Origin of the sequence: Curtobacterium sp. PhB115 (assembly GCF_003752025.1) — a bacterium.
Lineage (GTDB): Bacteria > Actinomycetota > Actinomycetes > Actinomycetales > Microbacteriaceae > Curtobacterium.
Genome location: NZ_RJKR01000005.1, coordinates 701,430 through 726,766 on the forward strand (window position 1 = coordinate 701,430; position 25,337 = coordinate 726,766).

Sequence of the window (25,337 nt, forward strand, 5' to 3'; positions counted from 1 at the left end):
GGCGCATGCACGCGATCACCCTGGCCGTCGCCGACGTCGGACGATCGGCGGACTTCTACCGCGCGCTGCTCGGCATCGAGGGCAGCGGCGTCATCGGCACCGAGTACCCACCGACCGAGACGGCAGCGGGCGGCACGACGGCGATGTTCACCCTCGACGACGGACTCATCGTCAGCGTGTACGGGCGCGACGACATGGCGAAGGACTCCGGCGTGGAACTCGCAGACGGTCCGGCAGCGACGATCGGGCACTTCGTCGACAGTCAGGCGGACGCGGAAGCGTTCCTCGACCGGGCCCGGATCGCCGGTGCCACGATGCTCGCGGCGCCGTACACACGGCCGTGGGGCATGTGGTCCGGCTTCTTCCAGGACCCCGACGGGCACCTGTGGGAGGTCGTCGCGAACCCCGGCGGCGGGGCCCCAGAGGACGCGAAGCCCGCCGAGCAGACCCGCTAGACCCCGAGCAACTCCGCGACCTCGAGCCAGCGCTCCTCGAGCTGCTCGATCTCGGCCTCGTGCGCCGCGAGCTTCGCCTGCAACTCGCCGAGACCGGCGTAGTCCGACTGGTCGTGCGTCGCGAAGTCGTCGAGCAGCTTCTTCCGGTCCGCGCCGACCTTCGCGATCTTGCGGTCGAGCGCCGACATCTCCTTCTCGGCGGTCCGACGCTCCGCGCCCGACAAACCCGAGGCGGCCGCGGCCGACGCGCCGGAACCGGCCGAGGCACCGGACCCGGCCACGGCACCGGCCGAGCCGGTCCCGCCAGCGGTGTCGGGCCTCCCGGCAGACGCGGCGGCAGCCGCAGAAGCGGTCCCGCCACCGGTGCCGGCCGCACGGAGCCGCATGTACTCGTCGACGCCGCCGGGCAGGTGCCGGAGGTGCCCGCCGAGCACCGCGTACTGCTGGTCGGTGACACGCTCGAGCAGGTACCGGTCGTGGGAGACGACCAGCAGGGTGCCCGGCCAGGTGTCGAGCAGGTCCTCCATGGCGGCGAGCATGTCGGTGTCGAGGTCGTTGGTGGGCTCGTCGAGGATCAGCACGTTCGGCTCGTCGAGCAGGATGAGCATGAGCTGCAGACGGCGCTTCTGCCCACCGGACAGGTCCTTCACCGGCGTCGAGAGCTGCTCCGCCGTGAAGCCGAGACGCTCGAGCAGCTGCGACGGCGTCATCTCCTTGCCGTCCGCGACGTAGCTCGTCTTCTTGCGGGCGACCACCTCGCGCACCCGGTCGTCGGCGAACTGCGCCAGGTCGGCGAGCTGCTGGTCGAGGATCGCGACCTGCACGGTCTTGCCGGTCTTCACCCGGCCGCTCGTCGGCGCGAGCGTGCCGGAGACGAGGTTGAGCAGCGTCGACTTGCCGGCACCGTTCGGGCCGAGGATGCCGGTCCGCTCCCCCGGTGCGATGCGCCACTCGATGCGGTCGAGGATCTGGGTGCCGTCGAACGAGACACTGACGTCGAGCAGGTCGACCACGTCCTTGCCGAGGCGGGCGGTCGCCGTCTTCGCCAGCGCGACCGTGTCGCGGATCGGCGGGACGTCGTCGATCAGGGCGTTCGCCGCGTCGATGCGGAACTTCGGCTTGCTCGTCCGGGCCGGTGCGCCGCGGCGCAGCCACGCGAGCTCCTTGCGGGCGAGGTTCTGGCGGCGCTGCTCGCTCGCCGCGGCCTGCCGGTCGCGCTCGACGCGCTGCAGGATGTACGCCGCGTAGCCGCCCTCGAACGGGTCGACGACGCCGTCGTGGACCTCCCACGTGTCGGTCGACACCGCGTCGAGAAACCACCGGTCGTGGGTGACGACCACCATGCCGCCCTGGTTCGACGACCAGCGGCGGTTGATGTGCTCGGCGAGCCACTGGATGCCCTCGACGTCGAGGTGGTTGGTGGGCTCGTCGAGGAACAGGACGTCCCAGTCGCCGACGAGCAGACGGGCGAGCGCGACCCGTCGGCGCTGGCCGCCGGACAGGTCGTCGACGTTCGCCTCCCACGGGATGTCCGACACCAGTCCGCCGATGACGTCACGGATCTTCGGGTCACCAGCCCACTCGTGCTCCTCCAGGTCACCGACGACGGTGCTGCCGACGGTCGCGCCCTCGGGCAGGATGTCGCGCTGGTCGAGGTAGCCGACGGTCAGGCCACGGCGGTGCGTGACGCGACCGTCGTCGGGTTCGAGGCGCTGGGACAGCAGCGCGAGCAGGGTCGACTTGCCGTCGCCGTTGCGTCCGACCACGCCGATCCGGTCCCCCTCGTCGATGCCGAGGGTGACGTTGTCGAAGACGACCTTGGTGGGGAACTCGAGATGCAGGTTCTCGGCGCCGAGGAGATGAGCCACGCGTCAAGGGTAGGCGGAGCGGCGGGGTGCGGGGTGCGTCCGTCCGTCCGTCCGGTTCGCAGTGTGCGAGGTACCGCACTGTGTGCGGGGCACGTCGGCTCGCACAGTGCGCGAGACCTCGCACCGTGCGACGGGGTGGGCACGAAACCTCGCACCGTGGGGCGGGGCACGCGCGGGACCCCGCACCGTGCGACCCGGGCCCGTCAGGTTCGCAGTGTGCGAGGTTCCGCACGGCGTGCGGGGCAGTTCGGCTCGCACAGTGCGCGAAACCTCGCACCGTGCGACCGGCTCGGCGCGAGACCTCGCACCGTGCGACCCGGCAGGCGCGAGACCTCGCACCGTGCGACGCGAGCACGCGAGGCCTGCAGTGTGCGAGGTTCCGCACGGCGTGCGAGGCACTTCGGCTCGCACAGTGCGCGAAACCTCGCACCGTGCGGCGGGGCAGGCGCGCGACCTCGCACCGTGCGACGGGGCACGCGCAAGAACGCCGGCCCGGAGGCGCCGGTCAGCTCGCGGGGGACGGGTCGCCCTCGCCGGCGGCCTCCTTGGCGCGCTTCAGGCGAGCCTGCGCCTCCCAGTACTCGATCTCGCGCTCGAGCTCGGCGAGTTCCTGCTCCGTGCCGGTCACGCGCTTGTCGCCGTGGGCGTTCCGGGCGTCGCCGAGGGTGGCGTATCGGTCCTCGTGTCGAGCGGGTTCGAGGTACCGGCCGTGGTTCCGGTCACCCGGGGCCCAGTCGTGGCCGATGGCGAACCAGACGATGCTGCCGACGACCGGCACCAGGATCACGAGGATCACCCAGGCGATCTTCGGCAGACCACGGATCTGGTCGTCGGTCTTGGTCAGGATGTCGATCAGGGCGAACACCAGCAGGACGATGGTGAACCCGGACAACAAGACGCTCATGTTCGCGAGTCTATGGAGAACCTGAGGGATCTCGCCATTCCCCGAACGCGTGACGTGGTTGCGGTTCGGCCACGGTCCGGTCGGGCGTCAGAGGGCGGCGACCCACTCGTCGGAACCGTCGGTGAACCGCTGGTGCTTCCAGATCGGCACCCGTTCCTTCACCAGGTCGATCAGGTCGGCGCAGGCGGTGAATGCCTCGGCCCGGTGCGGCGACGACACCGCTGCGGCGAGCGCGACGTCCCCGATGCCGAGCGCCCCCACCCGGTGCAGCACGGCGATGCGGACGTCGGGGTGCGCACCGGCGATGGTCCCGGCGACCTCGGCGATGACGTCCCCGGCACTCGGGTGGCGTTCGTAGTCGAGGGCGGTGACGCCCTTCCCGCCGTCGTGGTCGCGGACGACCCCGGCGAAGGTGACGACGGCACCGTCCTGGTCGGTGGCGACGATCCCGGAGACCTCGTCCACGGTGATCGCGCGGTCGACCACGTCGGCGAGCACGACGCGAGCGGCTGCGCCGGTGTCGGTGTCCGGCATCAGGAGGCACTCCGCGGGGCGTGCCCGTCGCCGTGCACCTGTGCGAGCACGTGTTCGAACAGCCCGTCGAGCACCGCCAACCCGTCGGCGACGCCACCGCGCGACCCCGGCAGGGTGACGACGAGCGCACCACTGGCGGCGATCCCGGCGACGCCCCGGGTGAGCAGCGCGGTCGGTCCAGCGCCGGCGAGCCCGCGTCGTCGGATCTCCTCGGTGATCCCCGGCAGTTCGAGGTCGATGAGCGGCGCGACGGCCTCGGGCGTCCGGTCGGTCGGCGTGACGCCGGTGCCACCCGTGGTGACGACGAACCGGGCGCCGGCGAGCAGTTCGGCGGTCACGGTCTCGGTGATCGCGCCGCCGTCGGGCACGATGACCGGCTCGGCGACGGTGAAGGCGCGTTCCCGCAGCCAGCCCGCGATGGTCGGTCCGGTGCGGTCGAGCGACGGGTCGGCGGCGGCCTGCGTGGACACCACCACGACGGCGGCTCGGCCCCTGGTCGGCTCGGAGGTCATCGGTTGCTCCAGTCTCCGGAACGCCCGCCGTGCTTCTCGAGCACCCGGACGTCCGTGATCGCGGCCGCGCGGTCGACGGCCTTCACCATGTCGTACACGGTCAGGGCGGCGACGCTCGCGCCGGTCAGGGCTTCCATCTCGACGCCGGTGCGCGAGGTCGTGCGCACCGACACCTCGATCACCACGCGGTCGTCGGCGCCGGTGATGTCGACCTGCACGCCCGCGATCGGCAACGGGTGGCAGAGCGGGATGAGGTCGGAGGTCTTCTTCACGGCCATGATCGCGGCGATGCGGGCGGTGCCGATGACCTCGCCCTTCGGCAGGGAGCCGTCGAGGATGCGGGCGACGACGTCGGGCCGGGTGACGAGTGTCGCGGTCGCGGTGGCGGAGCGGTCGGTGACGTCCTTCGCGGAGACGTCAACCATGTGCGCGGACCCGTCGGCCCGCACGTGCGACAAGGCGGGAGCGTCGGACCGGTCGGGGTCGGACGGTTCGGTCATCGGAGGCTCCAGACGGTCAGGGCGTCGCCGGGTTCGACGGTGTCGACGCCGACGGGGACGTGGACGAGGTGGGTGGCAGCGGCGTAGTGCGCGAGCAGGTGGGAACTCGGTCCGCCGACGAAGTGCACGCGCCCGTCGACGACCTGACCACGGCGCACCTGGTGCTTGCCGGGCGGGGACGACGCGGCGGCCGCGGCGGGCAGCACCTGCACGGGCCGGTCGGCCGGCAGCCCGACGAGGGGCGCGAGCAGCGGACGGAGGAAGACCTCGAACGAGACGAGCGCGGACACCGGGTTGCCCGGGAACGACAGCACCGGCACCGCGCGTCCACCGAGCACGACGGTGCCGAGCGCCTGCGGTCCGCCGGGCTGCATCGCGACGGAGGTCACCACGAGTCCTCGGGGTTCGAGCGCCTGCCGCACGACCTCGTACGCCCCTGCACTGATGCCCCCGGTCGTGAGCACGAGGTCGGCCCACTCCCCGACAGCACCGTCGAGCGCCGCGACGAACGCGTCGACGTCGTCCGGCACCCGGACCGTGCGCGACGCGACCCCGACCTCGGCGAGCGCCGCCCGCAGCGCGATGCCGTTCGCGTCACCGATCGTCGCCGCGTCGGCGTCGGCGCCCTGCAGCTCGGAGCCGGTCGACACGACGAGGACCCGCGGTGGTCGACGGACCTGCACGGTGGACACCCCGGCGGACGCGAGCGCGCCGAGCAGGGCTGGGGTGATCGGCGCACCGGTCGGAGCGATGGACGCACCGAGGGGCAGGTCGCTGCCGGTCGCTCGCACGAAGGTGCCGGGCACGAGGTCAGCGGGCACCGTGACGTGCGCCAGGTCGAGCGCAGCCGGGAAGGCCCCGGGCGCCGTGGCCTCCACCGGGAAGACGGCATCGGCGCCGTCGGGGATCCGCGCGCCGGTCATGATCGGTGCGGCCGTGCCGGCGGAGAGCGGTGCGGGGACGACCCCGGCGGGGATGGGCGCGACGACCCGGAGGTCCTGCCCGGTCTCGGCCACCCGGACCGCGAAGCCGTCCATCTGGCTGTTGTCGAACGGCGGGAGCGGTACGGGTGACGTGACGGCCGCGGCGAGGAGCCGGTGTCCGTGCCCGGCACCGCCGTCGACGGCGAGCTCGTCGGTGGCGCGCGGCTCTGCTCCGAGGCCCGCCAGGACGGGCGCGACCAGCGCTGCCACGTCGTCGCGGTGCTGACCGATCGTTCGCACAGGTGCCTCCGAACAGGGATGGTGTCGCCGCTCCCGGTTCGTCCGGGGCCGGCGTCAGTAGCGTATCCAGCGCGCAGACCGCGCCGACGACCTTCCGGAGGACCTGTGGAGAACGACGAAGCCGTGACGATCGGTGTCATCGGGGGCTCCGGCCTCTACCAGCTGTTCGAGGACGGCACCGCGGACGAGATCGACGTCCCGACGCCGTTCGGCGCGACCTCGAGCCCGATCAGCATCGGCACCATGTCCGGCCGACGTGTGGCGTTCCTCACCCGGCACGGTCGTGAGCACTCCGTGGCCCCGCACCGCATCAACCACCGCGCGAACCTGTGGGCCCTGCGTTCGCTCGGTGTGCGGGCGATCGTGTCGTCGAGCGCCGTCGGTGGTCTGCACCCGGACTACGCCCCCGGCACCTTCGTCGTGACCGACCAGCTGATCGACCGTACCTGGGGCCGCGCGGACACCTTCTTCGAGGACGACGTCCAGCACCTGTCGTTCGCCGACCCCTTCGACCCGACGCTCCGCCGCGCGGCCGTCGACGCCATCGCCGCGCTCGACGTGCCGTTCCGGCCGACGGGCACCTGCGTCGTCATCCAGGGGCCGCGGTTCTCGACGCGCGCGGAGTCGATCTGGCTGCGCGAAGCCGGCGGGCACACCATCAACATGACGATGACGCCCGAGGTCCCGCTGGCCGCCGAGCTCGGCATCGCCACGGTGAACCTGTCGTTCGTCACCGACGCCGACGCCGGCCTGGCCCCGACCGAGGACGAAGCCGCAGCCGCAGCCGTGGCCGCAGCCACACCGGCAGCAGCCGCAGCCACAGCCGCAGCCACGCCGGCAGCAGCCGCAGCCGCACCGGCAGCGGCCGCAGCACCCGCAGCCGAGGCCCCCGTCACCCACGCCCTCGTGATGGAGCGCCTCGCCCGCGCCAACGAGGTGATCGTCCGCGCCATCGGCGAGATCGTCGGAGCGATCCCCGCCGACTTCCAGCCCCGCGAACTCGTCCCCGCCGCGGCGAGCGCCAGCATCATGCAGACGAACGTCGGCACGAACGTCGGCACGGACGCGAGCGCCACCGCATGACCCGCCTCCTCGTCACCGGCGGCGCGGGCTTCATCGGCTCAGCGATCGTCCGCCGCGCCCTGGCGGGGGGCCACGAGGTCCGCGTCCTCGACTCCCTCCGCGACGACGTGCACGGCGACCCCGGCGAGGTCGTGCGAGCGCACCAGCAGCAGGGCATCGAGTTCGTGCACGGCGACGTCCGCGACCGGGTCTCCCTCGACGCAGCCCTCGACGGCATCGACGTCGTCTGCCACCAGGCGGCGAAGGTCGGCCTCGGCGTCGACTTCCAGGACGCCCCCGACTACGTCTCCTCGAACGACGCCGGCACCGCGTACGTGCTGGCCGGCATGGACCGCCACGACATCGGTCGACTCGTCGTCGCGAGCTCGATGGTCGTCTACGGCGAGGGTGCCTACACGACGGCGTCCGGTGCGCCGATCCGTCCGCCGGCCCGCCGCCGCGAGGACCTCGACGCCGGCCGCTTCGACCCGATCGGTCCCGACGGGCAGCCGCTCGTGCCCGGCCTGATCGACGAGTCCGCCACCCTCGACCCCCGCAACGTCTACGCGCAGACGAAGGTCGCGCAGGAGCACCTCGCCTCGAGCTGGGCGCGCGCGACGGGCGGCCGGGCGATCGCCCTCCGCTACCACAACGTGTACGGACCCGGGATGCCGGCGAACACCCCCTACGCCGGTGTCGCTTCCCTGTTCCGCTCGGCACTGGCGCGCGGCGAGGCTCCGCGCGTGTTCGAGGACGGCGCACAGCGGCGCGACTTCGTGCACGTCGACGACGTCGCCGGGGCGAACGCCGCATCGATCGCGGCGACCTCGGACCTGCCCGCCGACTCGTTCCGTGCGTACAACGTCGGTTCCGGCGTGGTGCACACCATCGGCGACATGGCTGCGGCGATCGCCGGACCGGACGGCCCGCAGCCTGTCGTCACCGGCGAGTACCGCCTCGGCGACGTCCGCCACGTCACCGCGAGCTCGGAGCGCATCGCCGCCGAGCTCGGCTGGCGCGCCGAGGTCGACTTCGAATCCGGCATGCGCGACTTCGCCACGGCCCCGCTCCGCAGCGCCGTCCAGTGACACCGCGCTCGGATGGTGAGCAGGAACGGTCGGGTCGGCCGACGCGACCCGACCATTCCTGCTCACGAAACGCAGTGACCGCGACCACAGGGCGGACCGGAGGCCCGTGGCGGCCCCGCCACGGGCCTCCCGTCCGCCTGTCCCCCGTTCCGGGGACGTGACGCGTCCCGACTGCGCACAACGACCAGGACTCGCCGCGTTCCTGTACCCCGCGGCGCGTCGTCGTGTTACGTCGAGTGCATGGGACAACAGACCCGTCGATCCGACGGACCGCACCGAATGACCGACATGAGCGTCGACGTCATCCTCCCTTGTCTCGACGAGGCCGATGCCCTCCCGAAGGTCATCGCACGCCTCCCCGAGGGGTACCGCGCGATCGTGGTGGACAACGGCTCGACCGACGGGTCCGCCGACGTCGCACGCGCGCACGGCGCCCTCGTGGTGACCGAACCCCGCAAGGGCTTCGGCTCCGCGTGCGCCGCCGGCGTGCTCGCCGCCACTGCCGACTTCGTCGCGTTCTGCGATGCCGACGCCTCGATGGACCCCGCCGAACTCCCGCCGCTCGTCGACCGCGTCGCCAGCGGCCGCGTCGACCTGGCCCTCGGCCGCCGTGTCCCGACCGGCAAGGGCGCGTGGGCACCGCACGCACGATTCGCGAACCGCGTGCTCGCCGTCCTCATGCACCGCGCGACCGGCTACCGGCTGCGCGACCTCGGCCCGATGCGCGTGATGCGCCGCGAGGACCTCGTCTCCCTCGACCTGCAGGACCGCCGGAGCGGCTACCCGCTCGAGATGGTCCTGGCCGCCCACGCAGCCGGCTGGCGCGTCGACGAGTCCGACATCGGCTACGCGCAGCGCATCGGCGACAGCAAGGTGACGGGCACGCTCCGCGGCACGATCAACGCGGTCCGCGACATGACCCGCCTGCTTCGCGCTTACCGCCGGGAGGCCCGGGTCCGGGTCGTCGCACCGGCTCCGGTCCGCCACCTGGCCGGCTCCACCCCCGTGGCAGAGGAGGCACGCTCGTGACCGCCGCGGTGACCGTCGCCGTCGTGGCGAAGGAGTGCCTGCCCGGCAAGGTGAAGACCCGGCTGACGCCGGCGCTCTCGCCAGAGGGCGCTGCCCGCGTCGCCTCGGCGAGCCTCGCGGACACCCTCGCCACGGTGCGCGCACTGCCGGCTGCCCGCCGGGTCCTGTTCTTCGACGGCTACGTGGTGCCGGACGCCGCCGCCGGTTTCGACGTCCTCCACCAGCCCGGCGGCGGGCTCGACGAGCGCCTCGGGTTCCTGTTCGACGCGGTCGACGGCCCGTTGCTGCTGGTCGGGATGGACACCCCGCAGGTGTCGACCGACGACCTCGCGCCGGTGTTCGACGCCCCGGAGCGCGATGCGTGGTTCGGTCCCGCCGAGGACGGCGGCTTCTGGTCCCTGTACCTGCACGACCCGTCCGGCGACCTGCTGCGCGGCGTCCCGATGTCCCAGGACGACACCGGCGCCGTCCAGCTCGCCCGACTGACCGACGCGGGGCTCGACGTGGGGATCCTCGGCGAGCTGCTCGACGTGGACACCGTGCCGGACGCCGAGCGGGTCGCCGAGATCGCGCCGGACTCCGGCTTCACCCAGGCACTCCGTGCCGAGACCGTGGGGAGTCACCGATGACCATGCACGCACCCGTCTCGTTCGGCGCCGGCGGCGGCGAGCCGTACGCCCGCGCCCTGCGTTCCGACGGCCGGCTCCGGCTGACCGACCCGGAGCGTCCGGACGCCGTCACCACGATGGACGTCGGCCGGTGGAGCGCCGCCGCCGACCGGGTGGACCGTTCCCTGCTCGACGACGTCGACGGCCCCGTCATCGACATCGGCTGCGGTCCGGGGCGGATGCTCGTCGCGGCCCGCACGCTCGGGATCCCGGCGCTCGGCGTGGACGTCTCCGCCGAGGCCGTCGCGATCGCGCAGCGGTCCGGTGGCACCGCGATCCAGGGGTCGGTGTTCGACGCGGTCCCCGACGAGGGGCACTGGGACACCGCCCTGGTGATCGACGGCAACATCGGCATCGGTGGCGATCCCGTTGGCCTGCTCGAACGCTGCCGCGACATCGTCCGGAGCGGCGGTCGGGTCATCGTCGAGACGAACCCCGACCCACGCGCCGACCGTGTGTACACCGCCCGCGTGGTGGACGCCGACGGTCACGAGAGCGCCGGGTTCCCCTGGGCCGAGGTCGGCCTCGAGGCGCTGCACCGCCACGCGGCGGACGCCGGTCTGGTCGCACGCCAGAGCTGGACGGCCGCCGGACGGAGCTTCTGCGAGCTGCTGGCCTGATCACGCACTCGCACGTCCGCTCTTTTGCATGATGCAAGACAGTGACGTACGGTGGAGTCTCCAGCCGACGGCGTCAGGGTCGTCGGACCGGCGATCCTCGATGCCGCCACCACATCGAGGAGACCACCATGACGAACAGCACCTTCCCGTTCGGCGGCACCTTCGTGTCCGGACTCGGCGGGCGTGACGAGCGCGGGACCTTCACCGGCGCCCGCTCCACGGACTCGATCGGCACCTACACGGGTGCGCCGATCACGGGGCGTCTCGGGCGCTTCACGGACACCGAGCGTTCGCGTCCGGCCACCTGGACGGCGTCGACCCGCACCGCAACCGGCTCGACCCGCACCGCCACCGGCTCGTTCCGCACCGCGACGGGCTCGTTCCGCACCGCCTGACCTGCGCACCGCGGCCGGGCTGTGTGCCGGCCGGGCGCTCGCGGGTCCGCGATGCCAGGATGGACCCATGAACGACCGCGCCGGCACCCCAGCGACCGCAGACGACCTCGTCGACCTCGACCAGCTCGTCGCCGCCTACTACGACCGCGTGCCGGACGTCTCGATCGCGGAGCAGAAGGTCGTCTTCGGCACCTCCGGGCACCGCGGTTCGTCCCTCGACTCCGCGTTCAACGACACCCACATCGCCGCCATCACCCAGGCGATCGTCGAGTACCGGCAGTCCCAGGGCACCGACGGCCCCCTCTTCATCGGCCGCGACACCCACGCCCTCTCCGGCCCCGCCGAGCGCACCGCGCTCGAGGTCCTGGCCGCGAACGGCGTGCACGTCCTCGCCGACAGCGACAACGGCTACGTGCCGACCCCCGCGCTCAGCCACGCGATCATCCGCTACAACCGCGCCGGCAACACCGACACGGCGGACGGCATCGTCATCACGCCGAGCCACAACCCGCCCCGCGACGGCGGCTTCAAGTACAACCCGCCGCACGGCGGACCGGCCGACAGCGACGCCACGAGCTGGATCGCCAACCGTGCGAACGCGATCATCGAGGGCGGCAACGCCGAGGTGCAGCGCACCGAGCACGCCACCCCGGACCGCTACGACTTCCTGCACACGTACGTCGCCGACCTCGAGAACATCATCGACATCGCCGCGATCAAGCGTGCCGGGGTGAAGATCGGCGCCGACCCGCTCGGCGGTGCGTCGCTGCCGTACTGGAACCTCATCCGCGACCACTACGGCCTCGACCTCACCGTCGTGAACCCGGACGTCGACCCGACCTGGTCGTTCATGACGCTCGACTGGGACGGCAAGATCCGGATGGACCCGTCGAGCCCCTCGGCGATGGCCTCCGTCCTGGCGCACAAGGACGACTACGACGTCCTGACCGGCAACGACGCCGACTCGGACCGCCACGGCATCGTCACGCCCGACGGCGGCCTGATGAACCCGAACCACTACCTCGCCGTGGCGATCGAGTACCTGTACGCGCACCGCCCGGCCTGGCGCGAGGACGCCGCGATCGGCAAGACCCTGGTGTCGTCGAGCATCATCGACCGGGTCGCCGAGTCCCTCGGTCGCCGCCTGTGGGAGGTCCCGGTCGGCTTCAAGTGGTTCGTGCCCGGCCTGATCGACGGCTCCGTCGCGTTCGGCGGCGAAGAGTCCGCGGGCGCATCGTTCCTCCGTACCGACGGCACGGCGTGGACCACCGACAAGGACGGCATCATCCTGGCGCTCCTGGCGTCGGAGATCGTCGCCGTCACCGGCAAGACCCCGTCGCAGCTGTACGTCGAGCTGACCGAGCGGTTCGGCGACCCGGTCTACCAGCGCGTCGACGCCGCGGCTTCGAAGGAGCAGAAGGCCCGCCTGTCGAAGCTCGACGGCGACGCCATCACCGCCGAGACCCTGGCCGGCGACCCGATCACCGCGAAGCTGTCGAAGGCCCCGGGCAACGACGCGGCCGTCGGTGGCGTGAAGGTCGTCACGGACAAGGCGTGGTTCGCCGCACGACCGTCCGGCACCGAGGACGTCTACAAGATCTACGCCGAGAGCTTCGTCGGGCAGGAGCACCTCGAGCAGGTGCAGCGCGAGGCCAAGGAGATCGTGGACGCCGCCCTCGGCGCCTAGTCGATCACCAGCAGGACCCGCACTGGCGGCGGTCGAGGATCAGTCCTCGGCCGCCGCCAGCGCCAGTTCGCAGAACATCGCGTCCGCCCACGAGAACCACGGGCGCGAGAACTGCGTCGGGTCCTCGACGTCGAACGACTCGTGCATGTCCCCGGTGCCGCCGTCGGTCGCCACGAGCACGTCCAGGAGCTCCCGGCGACGGGACGGCGAGCCGGAGACGAGCCCCTCGACCGCCAACGCGATCGGCCACACCCGGCGCGGCAGGGTGTGCGGGCTGCCGACCCCGGCGGCCACGGCACCGCTGGACCAGTACGGGTTCGCCGGTGACAGCACGACGTCGCGCGTCGCGGTCCAGACCGTCTCGTCGAGCACCGACGGCGCCGACAGCGGCAGGGACAGCAGCGACGGGGTGTTCGCGTCGTCCATGACCAGCCCGGCGCCGAGCCCGTCGACCTCGTAGGCGTAGACCGGGTCACCTGCGGGACCGGGGACGATGCCGTGGCGACGGACGCCGTCCTCGATCGCGGCCCGGAGCACGTCCGCGTCGTCGGCCAGCCCGGCGTCCGACCAGACCTCGCGGGCGATCGCGGCGACCGCGAGCAGCGCCTCGGCCGCGAACAGGTTCGCCGGGACGTTGTAGCCGTACGTGCACGCGTCGTCCGAGGGGCGGAACCCGCACCACGTCATCCCGGTGACCGCGACGGGCGTGCCACGGCCGTCCCGCGCCAAGGTCTCGGTGGGGATCGCGCCCTCGCGCACGAACCGGTACGCGGAGCGGTCGTGGTCCTGCTCGGCACGCCACTGCGCCACGATGGTCCGGAACACGCGGTGCGCCCGCTCGTCGAGCACCGCGGTGGAGCCGGTGGCCCGCCACAGCGCGTACGCGAAGGTCACCGGGTACGCCAGGCTGTCGACCTCGTACTTCTGCTCCCACACCAGCGGGTCGGCGTTCAGGTCGTCCGGGTCGTAGTGCGCGCCGTTCGGCTCGCGGTTGAACGAGTTCGCGTAGGGGTCGTGCTCGATGAGCCGGAACTGTCGCCGGACGACCGCCCAGAGCAGCTCCGCGAGTGCCGGGTCGTCGGCGACGAACCGCAGGTACGGCGTCATCTGGGTGGTCGAGTCGCGGAGCCACATCGCCGGGATGTCCCCGGTGATGACGAAGGCCCCGTCGTCGTCGAGCGAGATCGTGTCGCGCAGGGTCCGGACGAGCGCACGCTCGACCCGGTCGCCGACCTCGGTGCCGACCGCGGCGCGGACCCGGTCGGCCGCCGCCACGAGCGTCGGCGTGATCTCCTCGAGCTGCGTCTCCGTCACGACACCCATCGCACTGACTCCTGTCCGTCGGTGACGCGGACGGTCCGCGTCGACCCTGGTGGATCGAGCACGTCGTCCGTCCAGCAGTCCAGTTCGAGCGGCCGTGCACCGAGCCGGAGACCAGCGTCCCACGTGCCGAGCGCATCGAGCCCGAGGTCGTACGCGGTGTCGACGGTCGCGCCGGCTGGCACGTCGACCGTCACGAGCGCGACGAGTCGTCGGCGCCGCGGCCGGACGCCCGGCTCCCGTCGCCGCCCCCACAGGGGCACCGACACCCGGCGGGGTGCGTCCGACGTGTTGCGCACGGTCACCGGGACGCGCACCACTCCCCCGGCCCGGAGGCGCACCACGGTGACCGCGTCCGCCCCCGCCGCCAGGTCCACGTGCACCCCCGCGCCCGGCCCGGGCAGGCCCGTCACGATCGAGGTCGCCGCGACGTCGACGTAGCCGCGCGCCGTCTCGAGCCGCTCGTCGTGGGCGACGGGCAGCACACCGTCGGCGCCGGGCCAGGTCGCGGGCAGTCGCCCCTCGGCCGGTGCACCGAACAGCACGTCCACGATCGCCCGGCCGCCGGACGGCCCGGGGAACGGCACCACGAGCACCGCCTCGGCGAGCGCGAGGACCTCGGTCAGGACCCGCGGTCGGCCGTCCACGACGACGGCCACGACGGGCAGACCGCTGTCCTGCGCGGCGCGGAGCACTTCGAGCTGCGCCTCGGGCACCGCCACCGAGGCCAGGTCGACCCCCTCGCCGTTCGTGGTGTCCGGTGCGGGGCCGCTCACCGCGCCGTTGTCCTCGAAGCCGTCGTCGTACGCCCGACGGCTGGAACCGCCGAGCACCACGACCGCGACGTCGGCGTCGGCGAGCGCGGAGCGGACCGCGACGAGCCCGTCGGGGTCCGGCAGGGGGTGTCGGAGCCCGCTGCCCCGTGCGGTGCGGATCCGGTCGGAACCGAGCCGTGCCTCCAGGGCGGAGCGGACCGTTGCCGCGCCCGGGTCGACCGGCGGGCGTGGTGGCGAGTAGTCGCCGAGCAGGGCGTCGACGTCGTCGGCGTTCGGACCGACCACGGCGACGACGGCGTCGGGGGCGATCCGGGGCAGTGCACCACCCAGCGCGACGACGGCGCGACGTGCGGCACGGTCGGCGAGCGCGATGGTCGCGCGCTCCGGTGGCGTGGCGTTCTCGGCCGCGCCGGGTGCTGGTGCTGGTGCTGGTGTTGGTGTCGGGGTCGCGAGCAGTCCGACGCGGCGTTTCAGGTCGAGCACCCGGTCCACGGCCCGGTCGAGGTCGTCGGTGTCGACGAGCCCGCGGTCGAGGGCGTCGTCGAGGTGGGTGTACGCGTCGTCCCAGAGGCTCAGGTCGACCCCGGCGCGGAGTGCGAGCGCTGCCGCCGATGCCGGGTCCGGGGTGACGTCACGCAACCGGTCGATCGCGGTGCCGTCGGCCATCACCAGGCCGTCCCAGCCCCAGGTGTCACGGATCGTGGTGGTGAGCAGGTCGCGGTTGCCGCAGCAGGGCACGCCGTCGACGTCGTTGTACGCGGCCATGAAGCCGGCGACGTGCTCGCGTGCCGCGGCGAGCGCCGGGGGCAGGTGCACCTCGGCGAGTTCGCGGCGGCCGATGGGCGCGCCGGACCCGTTGCGGCCACCGATGCCGGCGCCCTGCCCCGCGAGGTGCTTCGCGACGACGGCCACGTGCCGGCCGTCGATCGGCCCGGGGCCGCTGCCCTGCATACCGCGGACGGTGGCGGCGACCATGATCGCGGCGAGGGCGGCGTCCTCGGACCAGCACTCCTCGCTCCGGCCCCAGCGGGGGTCGCGCAGGACGTCGAGCCCGGAGACGAGGGCGACGTGGGTGCCCCGGGCGCGGACCTCGGCGGCGACTGCGGCGGCGAGGTCCTCGACGAGCTGCTCGTCCATCGCGGCCCCGAGGGCGAGGTTCACCGGGACCGTCGTGCCGCCGAGGGCCTGCAGTCCGTGCGGGACCTCTTCCACGAAGAGCGTCGGGACGCCGCCGTCGCTGTGCGCGACGACGTGGTCCTGCACGGCGGCGTAGGCCTCCGCCGAGCGTTCGGGTGGGATGCCGTTGCCCCAGTGCACGCCCGACCACGGGTCGGCGCGGAGGACACCGTAGACGGCGCCGATCCCACCCCACCGGTCGACCTCGGCCCGCAGGACGTCGGTGATCCGCGGGCGGCCGTCGACCCAGCGGACGGCCTCCCAGCCCTTCAGACGCTGGTTGAGCTGACCGATGCGGGCGCGGACGTCGAGGCTGGTCGCGGTCGGGCGGTCGGTCGGGCGGTCGGTCGGGCGGTCGGTCATCCCTTGATCGCCCCGGACACCAGCGCGCGCTGCATCTGGCGCTGCAGGATCGTGTAGACGAGGTACACCGGCAGCAGCGTGACGAGTGTGCCGGCCATGAGCATGCCGTAGTCGGTGCCGGCGTCGACCTTGAGCGTCGGGAGCGCCACCTGGATCGTCCGTTGGGCGGTGTCCGGTCCGATGAGCACGAGGGCGTAGAGGTACTCGTTCCAGAACGACAGGAAGTTGAGCAGCAGCACCGTCGCGATGCCCGGGATGCAGATCGGCAGGTACACCTGTCGCATCACCTGCCACGCCGAGGCCCCGTCCATCGACGCGGCCTCTTCCAGTTCCCGCGGGATCGTCCGCATGAACTGCGTCAGGATCACGATCGCCAGGGGCATCGCGGTGGCCGGCAGGAGCAGCACCAGGAACGTCCGGGTGTGGAACAGCCCCATGCCCGCGGCGAGCAGGAACGTCGGGAACAGCGCCGCGAACGACGGGATGAGGAACCCGAGCGAGAACAGCCCCTCGACGATGCGGCCGGCGCGACCGGTGGCCCGGGCCAGGGCGAACGAGGCCGGCAGTGCCAGCACGAGCGTCAGGACCAGGGCGGCGACCGTGGTGATCGCCGAGTTCGCGATCGCCGGCCCGAGCGAGGCCTGCTGGATCGCGCCGGTGAAGTTCGACAGGTCCCACGAGCCGGGCAGGGCGAGCGGTGACTCGAAGATGCCGTCGTTGTCCTTGAACGACGACACCACGAAGTAGTAGAAGGGCAGGATCAGCAGGGCGGCGTAGATCCACGCCACGGTGCCGCTGGTGATGGAGCCGATCCGGTCTCGCAGCCGGATGCCGGCGGTGGGCTTCGCCAAGGTGGTCTCCCGGGTTCTGTCGGTGGGCTGGTCAGTGGGTCTTGCGGAGGACGCGGCGGATGACGAACATGCCGGCGAGCCCGAGGACGAACAGCACGACGCCGACCGCCTGGCTGTAGCCGAGGTCGGTGTCCACGAACGCCTTCTGGTACACGAGGTACGACAGGGTCGTGGTCGCCGTGCCCGGTCCGCCCTGGGTCAGGAGCAGCACGTTCTGCGCCGAGCTGAACAGCATCGACAGGAACTGCAGCATCGCGACGACGCCGATGAAGTCCCGCGCGATCGGCCAGTACACGCCCCACGCCAGACGCCACGAACCGGCACCGTCCATCCGCGCGGCCTGCACGACCTCAGTGTCGACGCCGTCGAGTCGGCTGGCGATGAGCACGGCCGAGTACCCGATGCCCGCCCACAGGTCGACGACGATGAGCGCCCCGAGCGCCGTCGCGGGATCGGCGAGCCAGGCCTTGCCGCCGATGCCGAGCGTCTCGAGCACCCCGTTGACCAGGCCGTCGGGGTTGAGCATGGCGTAGAACATCATCGCCGTGGCCGGGGCCGAGATCAGTGCCGGGATGAACAGCAGGTAGCGCAGGACCCTGTGCCCGCGGGGCTTCTGCACGACGTGGAACGCGAGCAGGAACGCCAGCACGATCATGATGGGCAGCCCGACCACGATCTGGATCGTGCTGTTCCGGACGGCGGCCCAGAAGGTCTCGTCGGAGAACAGCACCCGGAAGTTGTCGAGCCCGGCGAACGTCGGCGACACGAGCATCCCCGGCCAGCTCAGGAACGCGATCACGATCATCGCCGCGACCGGCCCGATCATGAACAGGCCGTACCAGACGAGCGCGGGGATCGCGAAGGTCGGGAAGCTGCCGCGGGCGGTGCCGACGGCTCGGGAACGACGGACCGGACCGGGCGGGGTGGCCGCGGTGCGGACGGGTGGTTCCTCGACGAGCACTGCCATGGGGAGCTCCTTCTCGGGGGGTGGGGTGTCAGGCGGCCGTGTAGGCGCGCTCGAAGAGGTCGATGATGCGGTCGGCCGAGGTGCCGGAGCCGAACGCGAGCGAGGTCGCGCGGATCATCGGCTCGTACGCGGAGTCGGGCACGAGCAGGTCGGGCAGCATCACCGGGGTGACCTGGTCGTCGGTGAGCTTCGCGGCCTGGGCGACGAGCGGGAAGTCCCGGCTGACGGTGTCGGTGATCCGGCTCATGTCGCGGCCGGAGTCCAGGACGAACTCGCTCGTGACGGCCGACGAGTACAGGTACTGCACGAACGGCTTGATGAGGTCGAGCTTCGCCCGGCCGTTCTCGCTGATCCAGATGCCGTGGCCGTTGTAGCTCTTGATGACGCTCGGGTGCGCGATGGCGGCGTCCTTCGAGGGAACCGGCCAGCCGCCCACCGTGACCTCCTTCGCGCGTTCCTTCGACACCAGGGCGAGCGCCGACGACATCGCGGGCACGATCGCGGCCTTGCGGGTGTTGAACTGCGTGAGCTCGGAGTCCGACGTGAAGCCCTGCACCGAGTCCACGAAGACACCGGCGTCGCGGAGCTCGACGAAGTGCTCGACACCGCGGACGGCGCCCGGGCTGTCCGAGATCTTGCCGGTCGAGAACACCGTCGCGGCTTCGTCCTGCGAGACGAAGCCCTGGATGACCTGCATCAGCAGCTTCTGTCCGCTCCAGTCCGAACCGCCCACGGTGACCGGCCCGATGCCGGCGGCGCGCAGTCGATCCGCCGCCGCGATGAGCTGGTCCGAGGTGGTCGGGATCTCGCTGACACCGGCCTGCTCGAGCAGCGCGGTGTTGAACGACACCGGCCAGTTCGTCCGGGTGAAGGGGAACGCGCGGACGCGGCCCTGCTCGTCGGTCCACTCAGCGATCGCCTCGGGGATGATCTTGTCCCGCAGGTCCCACTCGTCGAGGTACCGGCTGACGTCGATGGTGGCGTCCTCGCCCGTCCAGGAAAGCGTGCGCCCGACCATGTTCACGATGGCGACGTCGGCTTCCTTCCCCGCGAGCGAGCTCGTCTCGAAGACGATCGGCAGGTCGGACCCGTTCGACAGCAGTGCCACCTTGCGGGAGGTCCGTCGGCGGTAGGCGGCGACCACGTCCGTGAACGTCTGCGCGCCCGCGACGGCGCCGCTGAGCTGCGTGTGCACGCTCAGGGTCCCCGGTCCGCTCGAGGCCGGTGTGAGCGCGCTGCACCCGGCGAGGATCGGTGCGAGTAGCCCGGCTCCGAGCCCGGCTCCGAGGAGGGTGCGCCTGCTGATGCCGTCCGTCACGGTGCCTCCTTGGCAGTGGAAGGTGGAGCGGTTCTCGATGCATTGGGTACAGCGGTGTACTTCAGGTGACGAGCAACGTATACCGCTTTACACGACAGGGTCAAGCCTCTACGCTCGACCGCATGAGCGACACCACCGCGGGAGCCGTCGACCGGCGTCGAGTCACGATCGCGCAGGTCGCGAAGCGCGCCGGCGTCTCGACCTCGGCGGTCTCGCACGTCTTCAACGGCCGGCCGAACGTCTCGGCCGCCACCGCCGCACGCATCCGCAAGGCCGCCGACGACCTGAACTGGCGACCGAACCTGGCGAGCCGCAAGCTCTCGGGGTCGGCCGGCCGCAGTCTCGGGCTGGTGCTCGCCCGGTCGCGGGACACGTTCCAGCGCGACCCGTTCACGATGCGTCTGATCGCGGGGCTCACCGAACCCCTCGCCGCGATCGGCTGGTCGCTCTCCGTCACCCTGGTGCAGGCCGACGACGAAGCAGCCGTCTACCGCCAGTGGTGGACCGAGCAGCGCGTCGACGGGTTCCTGCTGGTCGACGTCCGCACCGACGACCCGCGCGTCTCGATGCTGCAGCACCTCTCCGCCCCGGCCGTGATGCTCGGCGCACCGATCCCGGGCAGCACCGTCCCCGCGGTGACGGTGAGCGACGCCGACGCGACCGAAGCGCTGCTCGACCACCTCGGGCAACTCGGGCACCGCCGGATCGCCCGTGTCGGCGACGGCCCGGCACTCGCCCACACCGGCGCCCGCGACGCTCGCTTCACCGCCGCCGCCGGCCGACGCGGTGTGGACGCGCTCGTCCTCGGTTGGCGCGCCGACGCCGAGGACCCCGTCGCCGACCTCCTCGGCCGCCTCGACGGCGCCACGGCGATCGTCCTCGACGGTGAGGCGATCGCGGCCGAGGTGGTGGCGCACGCCCCCGAGCTCGGCGTCCGCGTGCCGGAGGACCTGTCCGTCGTCGCGTGGGAGGACTCGTGGGTGTCCTCGATCGTCCGGCCGTCGCTCACCGCGCTCGACGCCCCGGTCGAGGAATCGGCCCGCACCGCCGTGGCGCTGGTCGAGCGGCTCGCGCGTGGTGACGAGGTCGCCGACGCCGAGGTCGGCGGACGCGCACTGCACGTCCGCGGCTCGACCGGACCGGCACCGAGCACCGACGCCGCGACCGCCAGCACTGGCGCCGCCGCGACCGGCGCCGCCGCCGCGCCCGCCACCGAAGGAGGAGACCGATGACCATCGCCACGCGCTTCGGCGTGAACTACGTGCCGTCGACCGACTGGATGTTCCAGTGGCAGTCCGTCGACGAGAGCGCGATCCGCCGCGACCTCGAGGCGATCGCGACCCTCGGCCTCGACCACGTCCGGCTCTTCCCCCTGTGGCCCACGCTGCAGCCGAACCGCACGCTCATCCGCCGCAAGGCGCTGGAGGACGTCGCCCTCGTGGTCGACGTCGCCGCCGAGTTCGAGCTGGACGCCAGCGTCGACGTCGTGCAGGGGCACATGTCCGGGTTCGACTTCGTGCCCGCGTGGCTCGTGAACTGGCACGACGGCAACATGTTCACCGACCAGCCGGCGATCGACGCGCAGGCCGCCCTGGTCGCCGCCGTGTACGAGGCCGTCCGGGACCGCCCGAACTTCACCGGCCTGACCCTGGGCAACGAGCTCAACCAGTTCCAGCCGCCGAACCCCGCCGCGATGCCGGCCGACACGGCGCAGGTGACGCACTGGCTCGAGTCCCTGCTCGGCGCGCCACGTGACAAGGACCGGCGGCACGTCGTCACGCACTCCGAGAACGACCACCTCTGGTACCGCGACGGCCACCCGTTCGTGCCGGCCCACGCCAGCCGCCTGGGCGACGTGACGACCGTGCACTCCTGGGTCTTCAACGGCGTCGCGGACCGGTACGGGGCCCTGTCCGACGAGTCCGTCCGGCACGCGGAGTGGATGATCGAGCTCGCCCGCGCGTTCGCCACCGACCTCGACCGGCCCGTCTGGCTGCAGGAGGTCGGTGCGCCCGACCGGCACCTGGCCGAGTCCGAGATGCCCGAGTTCCTCGAGCGCACGGTCGCCGCAGCCCTCACCACCGAACGCCTGCACGCGGTCACCTGGTGGTGCTCGCACGACGTCTCCCGCGACCTCGGCGACTTCAAGGACCTGGAGTACTCCCTCGGCCTGCTCGACGTGGACAACCGGGTGAAGCCGCTCGGCCGCCGCTACGCCGAGGTCGTCGCCGACGCCCGTCGCTCGACTCCGACACCGTCACCCCGCGCGAGCGCCGTGGTGGTCGACGTCGACGACGCCGACCTGCCCCTCCGTCGTGCGGACCTGGCTCCGGGTGGTGCGGTCTTCGACCGCTGGCACCGGCTGCGCGCCGCCGGCGAGGCGGTCGCGGTGGTCACCAGCCGGACCGCCGCGGACCCTGCGGCACTCGCGGCGCGGGGTGTGACCCGGGTGGTCGAGTCCGCAGCGGTCTGACGGGCGCGCGTCGCGCCTCCCGTCCGAGGACCGACAGGCGGACTGGAGGCGCGGATCGCGTCAGTCGGTCAGCACGCGCTGGTACCGCAGCCAGTTCTCGCAGAGCCGCGTCCACTGGGACGTGTGCGGCTCACGCACGGCGGTGCCGAGCCCGTGGCGTCCGTGCGGGAAGACGTGCACCTCGACGTCCACCTCGTTCCGGACCAGGGCATCGGCGTACGACAGCGTGTTCGACGCGCGGACGATCCGGTCGTCGGCCGTCGTCCACACGAAGGTCGGCGGGGTCCGGGCGTCGACGCGTGTCTCCATCGACAGCTCGCGCCGCTGCCGCCAGGTCGGGGCGTCGCCGAGCAGTCCGACGACCGGACGTGGCCGGGTGGGGTGCTCCATCGTGACGACGGGGTAGCTGAGCACGCAGAACGCGGGGCGCTCGAGCGCGGGGTCGTCGATGCCGTTCGCCAGCGACGCCGCGAGGTGCCCGCCCGCGCTCGAGCCGGCGACGCCGATGCGCTCGGTGTCGATCGCGAGCCCGGTGTCCGCCGCGGCCCGGCCCGAGCGCAGCCAGCTGAAGACCCGGCGGGTGGCGTCGATCGGCTCCGGGTGGAGCGGGCCGACCGTGCCCTGCGACCGGAGCGGGTACCGGAACAGGAACGCGTGCAGCCCGACCGCGGCGAACCAGTCGGCGACCGGTTCGGAGCTCGCACGGCCGTGCTCCTCGTAGCCGCCACCAGGCAGGACGATCACGGCCGGACGGGAACCGCCGCGGGAGCTCGGGCGTACCGTGATGCCGTCGGGCGTGTGCATGGCGCCGACCCTACTGTTCCGGCGCGGATCGCTGCCGATCCACACAGGAAGCCCATCGGGTGCGGACGAGCACCTTGCGGCAGTTGTAACTTTGCAGGCAGCGCAAAATTCTTCGTTCCGCCAGCGCATCGGTACCGGGAGACCCTGCTCATGACCCAGACGGCGACCGCACCCGCGGCCCCCACCACGGCGTCCAACGTCGTGATGAACCACCGACAGATCCTGTTGGTGATCTACGGCCTGATGGCCGGGATGTTCCTCGGCGCCCTCGACCAGACGATCGTCGGCACCGCGATCCGGACCATCGGCGACGATCTGCACGGCCTCGACCAGCAGGCCTGGGTCACCACCGGGTACCTGATCGCCTCGACGGTCACGACGCCGATCTACGGCAAGCTCTCCGACATCTTCGGCCGCCGCCCGCTGTTCATCACCGCGATCGGCATCTTCATCGTCGGCTCGTTCGCCGCGTCGTTCTCCACGTCGATGCTCATGCTCGCCGGGTTCCGCGCGCTGCAGGGCCTCGGCGCCGGTGGCCTGATGTCGCTCCCCCTGGCGATCATGGGCGACATGCTCGCCCCCCGCGAGCGGGCGAAGTACCAGGGCTACTTCCTCGCCGTGTTCGGCATCTCCTCGGTCATCGGACCGCTCGTCGGCGGTGTCTTCGCCGGTGCGAGCGAACTGCTCTTCATCTCCGGCTGGCGCTGGGTGTTCCTGATCAACGTGCCGATCGGCGTCATCGCGCTGTTCATGGTGCTGACGTTCCTGCACCTGCCGAAGTTCGGCGACCGCGGCAAGCCCCGCATCGACTGGTGGGGCGCGACGCTCGTCATCGTCACCCTCGTGCCGCTTCTCCTGATCGCCGAGCAGGGCCGCGAATGGGGTTGGAGCTCCCCCGGCGCCTTCGCCTGCTACGGCATCGGCGCGGCCGGGTTGATCGCGTTCATCATCGTCGAACGGGCGATGGGCAGCGACGCGATCCTGCCGATGAAGCTCTTCGGCTCGCGGGTGTTCTCGATGGCCGCGATCCTGTCGGTGCTCGTCGGCTTCGGGATGTTCGGCGCGATGCTGACGATCCCGCTGTACCTGCAGATCGTGAAGGGCGTCACGCCCACCGAGTCCGGGTTCGCGATGCTCCCGATGGTGCTCGGCCTGATGATCTCCTCGATCGCCTCCGGCCAGATCATCTCGCGGACCGGCAACTACCAGGTCTTCCCGATCACCGGCACCGCCTTCACCGCGATCGGCTTCACGGTCCTGACGTTCCTGACGGCGGACCGGCCGCTCTGGTTCCTGATGCTCGGCATGTTCGGCATCGGACTCGGGCTCGGGCAGCTCATGCAGACGCTGACCCTGGCGGCGCAGAACTCGGTGTCCCCGCGGGACATCGGTGTCGCGACCAGTGCGGCGACGTTCTTCCGGCAGATCGGCGGCACCATGGGCACCGCGGTGCTCCTGTCCGTGCTGTTCACGCTGATGCCGACGAACATCACGGCCGCGATGCAGAACGAGACCGACCTGAAGAGCGCCCTCAACGCCGCCCTGACGCCCTCCGTCGCGAACGCGTCCGAGAACAAGGGCGTGATGGACCAGATCTGGAACAAGATCGTCGACCCCGTGCAGAAGAACGTGCAGGACTCTCTGAACAAGGGTGCGGTGCAGGCGAAGGAAGCGGCCGACGCAGCCGTGACGAAGCAGGTCACCGCGGCCGTGCAGCAGCAGGTCGCCGCCGGCGAGCTCCCCTCCGCGGCCGCCGACACCGTCATCACCCAGCAGGTCGACGACGCGAAGCCCGCCGCCGAGCAGCAGGCGCTCGAGACCGCGGCGTCGAAGGCCAACGCCGAGGTCGTCGACGGGACGCTGCAGGTCGACTACTCCGACAAGGCGCAGCGCGAGAACGTCGTCGACGAGGTCGCTCCGACGATCATCAAGCAGCTGAAGAGCGGCGACTCGAGCGCGAGCTCGTCGGGGTCCGCCGCGACGAGTGACACCTCGTTCCTGAACGGGGCGGACAAGCGGCTCACCCGCCCGTTCCTCGTCGGGTTCAGCGACTCGGCCGTCCGCGTGTACTACGTCGGCCTCGCGGTGATCCTGCTCGCGTTCGTCCTGACGTGGTTCTTCCGGGTGCCGCCGCTCCGCAAGACCTCGGCGCTGCAGGAGCAGGCCGACGCCCAGCGGACCGCCAAGGCAGACGCCGACGCCGACGCCGATCGGCTGACCGTCGACGCACAGGGTGCCGCGGCCGGCTCCGGGGCGCTCGTGTCGCCGGACACCGGCCCGATGCGGGCCGTGCCGACGTCGCCCGACGTCCCCGCGCAGCCGCGATCGGCCCGGGCAGCGGGCTCGTCCGACGTGTCGGTGCTGCCGAACGACGCGCTACCGAACGACGCCTTGCCGAACGACGCCCTGCCGAACGACGCGCTGCCTGCCGCGGGCTCGTCGGACGACACCCGTGCTCCGCTGCCGAACGCCACGACCCACGGCGCGCACTCGGCGGCCGCGCCGGTCGACGAGCCGCCGACCACCACCGGTGCCATCCGGACCCGCGCGGCCCACGCTGCCCCGGCCGTCGACCCGGCCACCCCCGCGGCGGGAGCCGACCCGGCGGAGGCGAGCCGTGCCTCCAGGCCGGACGAGGGCGACCACCCGCACGGCCGCCACTCGGCCGAGTAGCCAGCCGCAGGCACGCGCCTTCCGACAGAACACGAGACGATCGAATCGTGTTTCGTCGGAAGGCGCGTGTT

At 72.2% G+C, this 25,337-nt stretch carries 23 protein-coding genes; 11 read left to right on the forward strand and 12 right to left on the reverse strand.

What is annotated here, in order from left to right:
• Nucleotides 1–5 precede the first annotated feature (5 nt).
• Nucleotides 6–455 (forward strand): VOC family protein, encoded by a 450-nt coding sequence (locus tag EDF19_RS03530; RefSeq protein ID WP_123679508.1) that lies wholly within the window; start codon nucleotides 6–8, stop codon nucleotides 453–455.
• On the opposite strand, the gene EDF19_RS03535 is transcribed toward EDF19_RS03530, so the two are convergent.
• From EDF19_RS03535 to glp, 6 genes are all read right to left on the reverse strand, one after another.
• Nucleotides 452–2,323, reverse strand: coding sequence for an ABC-F family ATP-binding cassette domain-containing protein (locus EDF19_RS03535; RefSeq protein ID WP_123679509.1), 1,872 nt, complete (start codon nucleotides 2,321–2,323; stop codon nucleotides 452–454). The genes EDF19_RS03530 and EDF19_RS03535 overlap by 4 nt on opposite strands.
• Nucleotides 2,324–2,828: 505 nt before the next feature.
• Nucleotides 2,829–3,227 (reverse strand): PLDc N-terminal domain-containing protein, encoded by a 399-nt coding sequence (locus EDF19_RS03540; protein WP_123679510.1) that lies wholly within the window; start codon nucleotides 3,225–3,227, stop codon nucleotides 2,829–2,831.
• Nucleotides 3,228–3,314: 87 nt separating this feature from the next.
• On the reverse strand, nucleotides 3,315–3,761 hold the full coding sequence (locus EDF19_RS18980; RefSeq protein ID WP_185022649.1) for a molybdenum cofactor biosynthesis protein MoaE: 447 nt from the start codon (nucleotides 3,759–3,761) through the stop codon (nucleotides 3,315–3,317).
• Entirely contained in the window at nucleotides 3,761–4,273 is a 513-nt protein-coding gene (locus EDF19_RS18985) for a molybdenum cofactor biosynthesis protein B (RefSeq protein WP_185022650.1), read from the reverse strand. Before EDF19_RS18985 ends, EDF19_RS18980 begins: the two co-directional genes overlap by 1 nt.
• On the reverse strand, nucleotides 4,270–4,773 hold the full coding sequence (gene moaC, locus EDF19_RS03550) for a cyclic pyranopterin monophosphate synthase MoaC (protein WP_123679511.1): 504 nt from the start codon (nucleotides 4,771–4,773) through the stop codon (nucleotides 4,270–4,272). The genes EDF19_RS18985 and moaC overlap by 4 nt, the downstream gene beginning before the upstream one ends.
• Nucleotides 4,770–5,996, reverse strand: coding sequence for a gephyrin-like molybdotransferase Glp (gene glp, locus EDF19_RS03555; RefSeq protein ID WP_123679512.1), 1,227 nt, complete (start codon nucleotides 5,994–5,996; stop codon nucleotides 4,770–4,772). Before glp ends, moaC begins: the two co-directional genes overlap by 4 nt.
• 105 nt (nucleotides 5,997–6,101) lie before the next feature.
• Between glp and EDF19_RS03560 the strand changes: the two genes are divergently transcribed.
• The 7 genes from EDF19_RS03560 (at nucleotide 6,102) to pgm (ending at nucleotide 12,545) form a co-directional block, all read left to right on the forward strand.
• A complete protein-coding gene (locus tag EDF19_RS03560; RefSeq protein ID WP_123679513.1) occupies nucleotides 6,102–7,079 on the forward strand; it encodes an MTAP family purine nucleoside phosphorylase in 978 nt (325 codons plus the stop codon).
• Nucleotides 7,076–8,146, forward strand: coding sequence for an NAD(P)-dependent oxidoreductase (locus EDF19_RS03565; RefSeq protein ID WP_123679514.1), 1,071 nt, complete (start codon nucleotides 7,076–7,078; stop codon nucleotides 8,144–8,146). The genes EDF19_RS03560 and EDF19_RS03565 overlap by 4 nt, the downstream gene beginning before the upstream one ends.
• 279 nt (nucleotides 8,147–8,425) lie before the next feature.
• Nucleotides 8,426–9,175 (forward strand): glycosyltransferase family 2 protein, encoded by a 750-nt coding sequence (locus tag EDF19_RS03570; RefSeq protein ID WP_123679515.1) that lies wholly within the window; start codon nucleotides 8,426–8,428, stop codon nucleotides 9,173–9,175.
• Nucleotides 9,172–9,804, forward strand: coding sequence for a DUF2064 domain-containing protein (locus EDF19_RS03575; protein WP_123679516.1), 633 nt, complete (start codon nucleotides 9,172–9,174; stop codon nucleotides 9,802–9,804). Before EDF19_RS03570 ends, EDF19_RS03575 begins: the two co-directional genes overlap by 4 nt.
• Entirely contained in the window at nucleotides 9,801–10,463 is a 663-nt protein-coding gene (locus tag EDF19_RS03580; RefSeq protein ID WP_123679517.1) for a bifunctional 2-polyprenyl-6-hydroxyphenol methylase/3-demethylubiquinol 3-O-methyltransferase UbiG, read from the forward strand. The genes EDF19_RS03575 and EDF19_RS03580 overlap by 4 nt, the downstream gene beginning before the upstream one ends.
• 128 nt (nucleotides 10,464–10,591) lie before the next feature.
• Nucleotides 10,592–10,858, forward strand: a complete 267-nt coding sequence (locus EDF19_RS03585) for a hypothetical protein (protein WP_123679518.1) — start codon at nucleotides 10,592–10,594, stop codon at nucleotides 10,856–10,858.
• 67 nt (nucleotides 10,859–10,925) lie between these two features.
• Nucleotides 10,926–12,545: a phosphoglucomutase (alpha-D-glucose-1,6-bisphosphate-dependent) gene (gene pgm, locus EDF19_RS03590; RefSeq protein WP_123679519.1), complete on the forward strand. Its 1,620-nt coding sequence runs from the start codon at nucleotides 10,926–10,928 to the stop codon at nucleotides 12,543–12,545.
• Between the two features lie 39 nt (nucleotides 12,546–12,584).
• Here the strand turns inward: pgm and EDF19_RS03595 are convergent, their stop codons facing one another.
• Genes EDF19_RS03595 through EDF19_RS03615 form a run of 5 tightly spaced genes read right to left on the reverse strand, consistent with a single transcriptional unit; the run spans nucleotide 12,585 to nucleotide 19,316 of the window.
• The gene (locus EDF19_RS03595) at nucleotides 12,585–13,868 is read right to left on the reverse strand and encodes a glycoside hydrolase family 125 protein (RefSeq protein ID WP_123679520.1); all 1,284 of its coding nucleotides are present in this window, start codon (nucleotides 13,866–13,868) and stop codon (nucleotides 12,585–12,587) included.
• Nucleotides 13,856–16,180 carry a glycoside hydrolase family 3 N-terminal domain-containing protein gene (locus EDF19_RS03600; RefSeq protein WP_123679521.1) on the reverse strand — a complete coding sequence of 775 codons (2,325 nt, stop codon included), beginning with the start codon at nucleotides 16,178–16,180 and terminating at the stop codon, nucleotides 13,856–13,858. The genes EDF19_RS03595 and EDF19_RS03600 overlap by 13 nt, the downstream gene beginning before the upstream one ends.
• Nucleotides 16,177–17,031 (reverse strand): carbohydrate ABC transporter permease, encoded by an 855-nt coding sequence (locus EDF19_RS03605; protein ID WP_123679522.1) that lies wholly within the window; start codon nucleotides 17,029–17,031, stop codon nucleotides 16,177–16,179. Before EDF19_RS03605 ends, EDF19_RS03600 begins: the two co-directional genes overlap by 4 nt.
• Before the next feature lie 31 nt (nucleotides 17,032–17,062).
• Nucleotides 17,063–17,998: a carbohydrate ABC transporter permease gene (locus EDF19_RS03610; RefSeq protein ID WP_123679523.1), complete on the reverse strand. Its 936-nt coding sequence runs from the start codon at nucleotides 17,996–17,998 to the stop codon at nucleotides 17,063–17,065.
• Between the two features lie 28 nt (nucleotides 17,999–18,026).
• Nucleotides 18,027–19,316, reverse strand: coding sequence for an ABC transporter substrate-binding protein (locus EDF19_RS03615; RefSeq protein WP_123679524.1), 1,290 nt, complete (start codon nucleotides 19,314–19,316; stop codon nucleotides 18,027–18,029).
• Nucleotides 19,317–19,438: 122 nt separating this feature from the next.
• Here EDF19_RS03615 and EDF19_RS03620 point away from each other — a divergent pair, with 122 nt between their 5' ends.
• Nucleotides 19,439–20,548: a LacI family DNA-binding transcriptional regulator gene (locus EDF19_RS03620; protein WP_123679525.1), complete on the forward strand. Its 1,110-nt coding sequence runs from the start codon at nucleotides 19,439–19,441 to the stop codon at nucleotides 20,546–20,548.
• Complete coding sequence (locus EDF19_RS03625) at nucleotides 20,545–21,789, forward strand: glycosyl hydrolase (protein WP_123679526.1); 1,245 nt, start codon at nucleotides 20,545–20,547, stop codon at nucleotides 21,787–21,789. The genes EDF19_RS03620 and EDF19_RS03625 overlap by 4 nt, the downstream gene beginning before the upstream one ends.
• Nucleotides 21,790–21,849: 60 nt before the next feature.
• Here the strand turns inward: EDF19_RS03625 and EDF19_RS03630 are convergent, their stop codons facing one another.
• Complete coding sequence (locus EDF19_RS03630) at nucleotides 21,850–22,593, reverse strand: alpha/beta hydrolase (RefSeq protein ID WP_185022651.1); 744 nt, start codon at nucleotides 22,591–22,593, stop codon at nucleotides 21,850–21,852.
• A 150-nt stretch (nucleotides 22,594–22,743) separates the two neighbouring features.
• Here EDF19_RS03630 and EDF19_RS03635 point away from each other — a divergent pair, with 150 nt between their 5' ends.
• Nucleotides 22,744–25,266 carry an MDR family MFS transporter gene (locus tag EDF19_RS03635; protein WP_123679528.1) on the forward strand — a complete coding sequence of 841 codons (2,523 nt, stop codon included), beginning with the start codon at nucleotides 22,744–22,746 and terminating at the stop codon, nucleotides 25,264–25,266.
• The last annotated feature ends 71 nt before the right edge of the window (nucleotides 25,267–25,337 follow it).